Origin of the sequence: Mixta tenebrionis (assembly GCF_006517625.1) — a bacterium.
GTDB lineage: Bacteria > Pseudomonadota > Gammaproteobacteria > Enterobacterales > Enterobacteriaceae > Mixta > Mixta tenebrionis.
Genome location: NZ_VHQI01000017.1, coordinates 54,194 through 60,751 on the forward strand (window position 1 = coordinate 54,194; position 6,558 = coordinate 60,751).

Below are 6,558 nucleotides of genomic sequence, written 5' to 3' on the forward strand. Positions count from 1 at the left end.
GCTAAGGAACAGTTATGGAGTTCATCCAGTTCATTATTGATTTTATTCTGCACATTGATGTCCATCTCGCCGAGCTGGTAGCGCAGTATGGGATTTGGGTGTATGCCATTCTGTTTTTGATTCTGTTTTGTGAAACCGGACTGGTGGTTACGCCGTTTCTGCCGGGCGATTCGCTGCTGTTCGTCGCGGGCGCGCTGGCGGCGCTGCCGGATAACGATCTGAATGTGCATATGATGGTGACGCTGCTGGTGATTGCCGCGGTGCTGGGCGATGCGGTCAACTATATGATCGGCCGCCTGTTTGGCGAAAGGTTGTTCAGCAACCCGAATTCGCGTATTTTTCGTCGTAGCTATCTGGATAAAACCCACGCTTTTTACGAGCGTCACGGCGGAAAAACGATTATTCTGGCGCGCTTCGTGCCGATCGTTCGCACTTTTGCGCCGTTTGTCGCCGGGATGGGGCATATGTCCTACCGCCATTTTGCGCTGTTTAACGTGGCCGGCGCGCTGCTGTGGGTAGTGTTATTCTCCTACGCGGGCTATTTCTTCGGCGCGTTGCCGATGGTGCAGGAAAACCTGAAGCTGCTGATCGTGGCGATTATTGTGGTTTCAATCCTGCCGGGCGTGATTGAAGTATGGCGCCATCGTCGGGCGGCGCGGCGGCAAAAGCAGTCTTAAGCCGGCGCGGCGCAGGGGTATGACCAGATTTTTATCCACAGCGCTGAGCGGTTATGGTTTAATGAGCAACAATTATGGTCTGCTGAAGACGGCTTTAGCAGCAACAAGAAAAACTGGTCTCACCAGGTTCAAACAGAAAGGTCATCAATGAGCTGGATTGAACGAATTCTCAATAAGAGCACAATTACCCCGTCGCGCAGAGCAAATATCCCGGAAGGGGTGTGGACGAAATGCGACAGCTGCGGACAGGTACTTTACCGTGCCGAGCTGGAACGCAACCTGGAAGTTTGTCCTAAATGCGACCACCACATGCGTATGCACGCGCGCGAGCGCCTGCACAGCCTGTTAGATCAGGGCACGCTGGTCGAGCTGGGCAGCGAGCTGGAGCCGAAAGACGTTCTTAAGTTCCGCGACTCGAAAAAGTATAAAGATCGTCTGGCTGCGGCGCAGAAAGAGACGGATGAAAAAGATGCGCTGGTGGTGATGAAAGGTACGCTGCACAGCATGCCGGTAGTCGCCGCCGCGTTTGAATTCGCCTTTATGGGCGGCTCTATGGGCTCGGTAGTAGGCGCGCGCTTCGTGCGTGCCGTGGAACAGGCGCTGGAAGATAACTGCCCGCTGATCTGTTTCTCCGCCAGCGGCGGCGCCCGTATGCAGGAAGCGCTGATGTCGCTGATGCAGATGGCGAAAACCAGCGCCGCGCTGGCGAAAATGCGCGAGCGCGGCCTGCCTTATATTTCGGTGCTGACCGATCCGACCATGGGCGGCGTCTCCGCCAGCTTCGCAATGCTGGGCGATCTGAACGTGGCGGAGCCGAAGGCGCTGATCGGCTTTGCCGGCCCTCGCGTTATTGAGCAAACCGTGCGTGAAAAACTGCCGCCGGGCTTCCAGCGTAGCGAATTCCTGATTGAAAAGGGCGCTATCGATATGATTATCCGGCGCCCGGAAATGCGTTTTAAACTGGCGAGCCTGCTGGCGAAAATGCAAAATCTGCCCGCGCCGCTGCAGGACAGCGAAGATCGTCCTGAGCCGACGGAAGCGGAGAGCCACGAGGCCTGACAGATGATGGAAAGGCGTCGCGCGCGGCGCCTTTCTCCAGTGAACCGTAACTTTGTGAACGGGACCCATGGAAAATCCTCAACTTCCTCAAGCCACGTCGCCTCTGGCCGCGTGGCTTTATTATCTTGAGCGTCTGCATACGCAGGCCATCGATTTAGGACTGACGCGTATCGAACGCGTTGCCCGCTCGCTCGATCTGTTAAAACCCGCTCCCTTTGTGTTTACCGTTGCCGGCACTAACGGCAAAGGCACCACCTGCCGCACGCTGGAAACGCTGCTGCTGGCGGCGGGCTATCGCGTCGGCGTTTACAGCTCGCCGCACCTGCTGCGCTATACCGAACGGGTACGGGTGCAGGGCGAAGAGCTGCCTGAGGCGGCCCACACCGCCAGCTTCGCCGCGATTGAAGCGGGGCGCGGCGCCACCTCGCTGACCTACTTTGAATACAGTACGCTGTCGGCGCTACAGCTGTTCAAACAGGCGGCGCTGGACGTCGTGATCCTTGAGGTTGGACTGGGCGGGCGTCTTGACGCCACTAATATTGTTGATGCGGACGTGGCGGTGATCACCAGTATTGCGCTGGATCACACCGACTGGCTGGGGCCGGATCGCGAAAGTATCGGGCGGGAAAAGGCGGGCGTATTTCGCGCGGCGAAACCGGCGGTGGTCGGCGAGCCGGAGATGCCGCACACCATTGCCGACGTGGCGCAAGAAAAAGGCGCCCGGCTGTGGCAGCTGGGGCGCGACTGGCGCTGGCAGCAGCAGGAGAACGGCTGGCGCTTCAGCGATGGCCGCCTCACGCTGGAGAACCTGCCGCTGCCTCAGGTGCCGCTGCCCAACGCGGCGACCGCGCTGGCTGCGCTCAGCGTTTCCGGGCTGCAGGTCAGCGAGGCGATAATTCGTCAGCACCTCGATAAGGCGATTTTGCCGGGGCGTTTTCAGACCGTCGCGCAGGCGCCGCAGGTGATTCTGGATGTGGCGCATAACCCGCATGCCGCCAGCTATCTCGCCTCGCGGCTGGCGCAGCTGCCGAAATCGGGCATGGTGCGCGCGGTGGTGGGAATGCTGCACGATAAAGATATCGCCGGTACGCTTGCAAATCTCGCGCCGCAGGTTGATCGCTGGTATGTTGCGCCGCTGGAAGGCCCGCGCGGCGCCAGCGCCGAGCAGCTGCTGGCCGTGCTGGCGACGGACCGCGCCGATGCCTTTGGCTCGGTTGCCGCAGCCTGGCAGGCGGCGATGCAGCAGGCTGCGAAACAGGATATCGTGCTGGTGTGTGGATCCTTCCACACGGTAGCACAGGTCATGGAAGCGATAGATATGGAGAAGGGCAGTGGCAAGTAAGTTTCAGAACCGCCTGGTCGGCACGATCATCCTGGTCGCCGTCGGCGTCATCGTTTTGCCAGGCCTGCTTGACGGTCAAAAAAAGCACTATAAAGAGGAGTTCGCTGCGATTCCGCTGGTGCCGAAGCCGGACGATCAGCAGGACGGCGATATGGTGCCGCCGGTAACCCAGGCGCTGCCGACCCAGCCGCCGGAAGGGGCTGGCGCGGCGATTGGCGGCAACAGCAACCGTCCGCCGCAGTCGGCGGACAGCGGATCTACCGTGCCGCAGCAGAACAGCGCGCCGTCGGTTGTTGCACCGCCGCCGGTGGTTTCCACCAGGCCGCGCGTCGAGCCGCCGAAACCGAAGCCGGCAGAGACGCCAAAGCCGAAACCGATCGAACAGCCGAAACCGAAACCGGTCGAGCAGCCGAAGCCGAAACCGGCGGAATCTGCCGCGCCTGCGGGCCAGGCTTACGTGGTACAGCTCGGCGCGTTGAAAAACGCCGGCAAGGTTAATGAGATTGTGGCGCAGCTGCGTCTGTCCGGCTATCGCGCCTTTACCGTGCCCGCCACGCCGGTACAGGGGCAGATTACCCGGATTTACGTTGGCCCGGACGCCTCAAAAGCTAAAATGCAGGCGGCGATCGGCGAGCTGAAAAGCCTTTCCGGCCTGAGTGGAGTAGTTAAGCCCTACAGCGTGCGCTGAGGGGGGTAACTTTCAGTACCGATGTCCGGCAATGTCAGTCGTTGTCGGGCGTTAAACGGCGGCCGCACGCCGCCTTTTTTTCGCGCTTTTTTTATTTTTGTGCCGCAGGGAAAACGCTACGCAAACGTTTTCTTTTTCTGTTAGAATGCGCCCCGAACTGGATGCAGGGGCCTCGTCGCTGGAATAGTTCATGGTCTGGATAGATTACGTCATCATTGGGATTGTTGGTTTTTCTGCTCTTGTCAGCCTGATCCGTGGGTTTGTTCGGGAAGCTTTATCGCTTATCACCTGGGGATGCGCATTCTTTGTTGCCAGTCATTACTATCCCTATCTTGCGGTCTGGTTCACCGGTTTTAACGATCAGCTGGTGCGCAACGGCATCGCCATCGCCGTTCTGTTTATCGCCACGCTGATTGTTGGAGCGATAGTGAACTATGTGATTGGCTCGCTGGTCGAAAAGACCGGATTGTCAGGCACCGACAGGGTGCTGGGAGTTTGCTTCGGGGCGCTGCGCGGCGTATTGATTGTGTCAGCGATGCTGTTCTTCCTCGATACCTTTACCGGTTTTTCCAAAAGCCCGGACTGGCAGCAGTCTCAGCTGATTCCTGAGTTCAGTTACATCATCAGATGGTTCTTTGACTATCTGCAAAGCACGTCGAGTTTTTTACCCCGGTAATCGCGCCGGGTGTGCGGCCAATGAGGATATGACAACATGTGCGGTATTGTCGGTATCACCGGTTTCATGCCGGTCAACCAGTCGATTTATGACGCGTTAACGGTGCTCCAGCACCGTGGGCAGGATGCCGCAGGCATTTGTACCATCGATGCGCTGAACTGTTTCCGTCTGCGTAAGGCGAACGGGCTGGTCAACGATGTGTTTGAAGCTCGCCATATGCAGCGTTTGCAGGGCAATATGGGCATCGGCCACGTGCGTTATCCGACTGCCGGTAGCTCCAGCGCTTCCGAAGCGCAGCCTTTTTACGTCAACTCCCCGTACGGTATCACCCTGGCCCACAACGGCAACCTGACTAACGCGCACGAGCTGCGCAAGCAGCTGTTTGAAAGCGGGCGCCGCCACGTTAATACCACCTCAGATTCAGAAATCCTGCTTAATATCTTTGCCCAGGAGCTGGATCGCTGTAAGCACCACCCGCTGGAAGCGGACGATATCTTCTCGGCGGTTGCTGCGGTACATCAGCAGGTACGCGGCGCTTACGCCTGCGTGGCGATGATTATCGGCCACGGTATGGTCGCTTTCCGCGATCCGAACGGCATCCGCCCGCTGGTAATGGGCAAACGCGAGCTTTCCGAAGGGCGCACCGAATATATGGTGGCTTCGGAGAGCGTGGCGCTGGATACGCTCGGCTTTGAATTCCTGCGCGACGTAGCGCCGGGCGAGGCGGTTTATATCACTACCAAAGGGCAGCTCTATACCCGTCAGTGCGCGGAAAATCCGCGTAACAACCCCTGCCTGTTTGAATACGTTTATTTTGCCCGTCCCGACTCTTTCCTGGATAAAATTTCGGTCTACAGCGCCCGCGTGCGCATGGGCACCAAGCTGGGCGAAAAAATCGCCCGCGAATGGGAAGATCTGGATATCGACGTGGTGATACCGATTCCGGAAACCTCTACCGACGTGGCGCTGGAAATCGCCCGCATTCTGAATAAACCCTATCGTCAGGGGTTTGTGAAAAACCGCTATGTGGGCCGCACCTTTATTATGCCGGGCCAGCAGCTGCGCCGGAACGCGGTGCGCCGTAAGCTGAACGCCAACCGCGCCGAGTTCCGCGATAAAAACGTGCTGCTGGTGGATGATTCCATCGTGCGCGGCACTACCTCTGAGCAGATTATTGAAATGGCGCGCGAGGCGGGGGCGAAAAAGGTTTACCTCGCTTCGGCAGCGCCGGAGATTCGCTTTCCCAACGTTTACGGCATCGATATGCCCAGCGCGACGGAGCTGATCGCCCATGGACGCGAAGTGGATGAGATTTGCCAGCTGATTAAAGCCGATGCGCTGATCTTCCAGGATCTGGACGATCTGATTGAGGCGGTGCGTGAAGAGAATCCCGATATCGCTCAGTTCGAATGCTCGGTATTTAACGGCATCTACGTGACGAAAGATGTCGATCAGCAATATCTGGAGTATTTGCAGTCGCTGCGCAACGATGACGCTAAAGCGCTGGCGCGGCAGAATGAGGTGGAAAGCCTCGAACTGCATAACGAAGGTTAATGCTTTGCGGGCCGGTTATCCGGCCCGCCGTTTTTCTGCCCCGTTGCTTTTCTTGCGTGATGCTTATCGCTTTTACTTTTAACAGAGTAGGTTACGTGTTTATGTAGAACACTCGCTTTTAGCCTGGCGCGGCTAAAGTGGTTTTACTTGATTTACCTGTCCTATACTTTGCGTCCCGCTTGTTAATTGTTTGATGTAGTGAAACACATGTTATTTTTCTTAAATAAGAATCAACAGGGCTACCTGCAAAATTATATTATTACAATAAACTGATTTTATGTTTGCCTTAATCAGTTTTTTATCTGTCAGAGACAATAAATTTTTATATAAACCTTAATTTTAAACCAGCAAATTAAAAGATAAAAAAGTAATGCTCAAAATAATAATAAGCTGTTTATTTTATTAAAATTAAAGATAAAACTTAAATCATAATAAATGTTTCATCTGCCCCCCATATATTTTAATAAATAATTGACGCCTTCCTGTTTTAGCAGTATTTAATTCTCAAAAAGTTTACCGCCTTTAAATCATGGATAAAAATTATGCCCAGCCGGATTACCGT

At 56.1% G+C, this 6,558-nt stretch carries 6 protein-coding genes; all 6 read left to right on the forward strand.

The genetic code is table 11. The features are described 5' to 3' along the window. Positions 1–14 precede the first annotated feature (14 nt). The 6 genes from FKM52_RS19820 to purF all read left to right on the forward strand — a co-directional run bounded on the left by FKM52_RS19820 (position 15) and on the right by purF (position 5,996). Complete coding sequence (locus tag FKM52_RS19820) at positions 15–677, forward strand: DedA family protein (RefSeq protein WP_141177875.1); 663 nt, start codon at positions 15–17, stop codon at positions 675–677. A 147-nt stretch (positions 678–824) separates the two neighbouring features. Next, complete coding sequence (gene accD / locus FKM52_RS19825) at positions 825–1,736, forward strand: acetyl-CoA carboxylase, carboxyltransferase subunit beta (protein ID WP_141177876.1); 912 nt, start codon at positions 825–827, stop codon at positions 1,734–1,736. A 67-nt stretch (positions 1,737–1,803) separates the two neighbouring features. Continuing rightward, positions 1,804–3,078 (forward strand): bifunctional tetrahydrofolate synthase/dihydrofolate synthase, encoded by a 1,275-nt coding sequence (folC, locus tag FKM52_RS19830; RefSeq protein WP_141177877.1) that lies wholly within the window; start codon positions 1,804–1,806, stop codon positions 3,076–3,078. Then, positions 3,068–3,766, forward strand: coding sequence for a cell division protein DedD (dedD, locus tag FKM52_RS19835; RefSeq protein ID WP_141177878.1), 699 nt, complete (start codon positions 3,068–3,070; stop codon positions 3,764–3,766). The genes folC and dedD overlap by 11 nt, the downstream gene beginning before the upstream one ends. 190 nt (positions 3,767–3,956) lie before the next feature. Then, positions 3,957–4,442: a colicin V production protein gene (gene cvpA, locus FKM52_RS19840; RefSeq protein ID WP_141177879.1), complete on the forward strand. Its 486-nt coding sequence runs from the start codon at positions 3,957–3,959 to the stop codon at positions 4,440–4,442. Between the two features lie 36 nt (positions 4,443–4,478). After that, the gene (gene purF / locus FKM52_RS19845; protein ID WP_141177880.1) at positions 4,479–5,996 is read left to right on the forward strand and encodes an amidophosphoribosyltransferase; all 1,518 of its coding nucleotides are present in this window, start codon (positions 4,479–4,481) and stop codon (positions 5,994–5,996) included. Positions 5,997–6,558 lie beyond the last annotated feature (562 nt).

Coding starts and splice junctions, on each gene's coding strand:
- accD (WP_141177876.1), top strand. CDS start 825: ATGAGCTGGATTGAACGAATTCTCAATAAGAGCACAATTACCCCGTCG.
- purF (WP_141177880.1), top strand. CDS start 4,479: ATGTGCGGTATTGTCGGTATCACCGGTTTCATGCCGGTCAACCAGTCG.
- cvpA (WP_141177879.1), top strand. CDS start 3,957: ATGGTCTGGATAGATTACGTCATCATTGGGATTGTTGGTTTTTCTGCT.
- FKM52_RS19820 (WP_141177875.1), top strand. CDS start 15: ATGGAGTTCATCCAGTTCATTATTGATTTTATTCTGCACATTGATGTC.
- folC (WP_141177877.1), top strand. CDS start 1,804: ATGGAAAATCCTCAACTTCCTCAAGCCACGTCGCCTCTGGCCGCGTGG.